The following is a 563-nucleotide window of genomic DNA, read 5'->3' on the forward strand; positions in this document are numbered from 1 at the left end:
GCTGGGGGTCCGCCGCGCTCGACCTCGCCTATGTGGCGGCGGGGCGGTATGACGGCTTTTGGGAACGCCGGTTGCAGCCCTGGGATCTGGCCGCCGGCATGGTCATCGTGAAAGAGGCCGGGGGCCTTGTGGAGCCGATCCGCCCGGAGGCCGATATCGTCGGCAACGGGGAAATCGTCTGCGCGAACGAGGCGATCTTCACCACCTTCGCCAAGACGATCCGCGGCTGACAGGCCCGCGGCGCGTCAGTCGTCGCCGGGAAAATCGTGGTTCTCGCTCCAGCGCATGGGTTCGGCGCGCCAGACCTCCGCCCCTTCGATACAGCCGAGGTTCACGCCCGTCTCCGCCGGGTCGGACCTGCGCTGGTGATGGGTGTAGATCCCGCAAGTGCTGCAGAAATAGTGCCGCGCCGTCTTTGTTCCCCATTGGTAAAGGCTGAGGTTATCGGCCCCCTGCAGGACGCGCACGCTGCTGCTCAGCGCGGTGACATTGCCCGCCTGCCGCCTGCGGCAAAAGCTGCAGGTGCAGCGTTTCGCCCCCGTGATACCTTGCGGAAACTCCGC

At 66.8% G+C, this 563-nt stretch carries 2 protein-coding genes; one reads left to right on the forward strand and one right to left on the reverse strand.

All coding sequences use genetic code 11. From position 1 onward, the window contains the following. Window positions 1–230: inositol monophosphatase family protein (locus tag A3764_RS18015; RefSeq protein ID WP_330220545.1), on the forward strand; the 230-nt coding region annotated here is incomplete at its 5' end. A gap of 15 nt (window positions 231–245) precedes the next feature. On the opposite strand, the gene A3764_RS18020 is transcribed toward A3764_RS18015, so the two are convergent. After that, window positions 246–563 (reverse strand): GFA family protein (locus tag A3764_RS18020; protein ID WP_067951885.1); only part of this gene is annotated, 318 nt, incomplete at its 5' end.

The sequence above is a fragment of the Sulfitobacter sp. HI0129 genome, assembly GCF_001635395.1.
Taxonomy (GTDB): domain Bacteria; phylum Pseudomonadota; class Alphaproteobacteria; order Rhodobacterales; family Rhodobacteraceae; genus Sulfitobacter.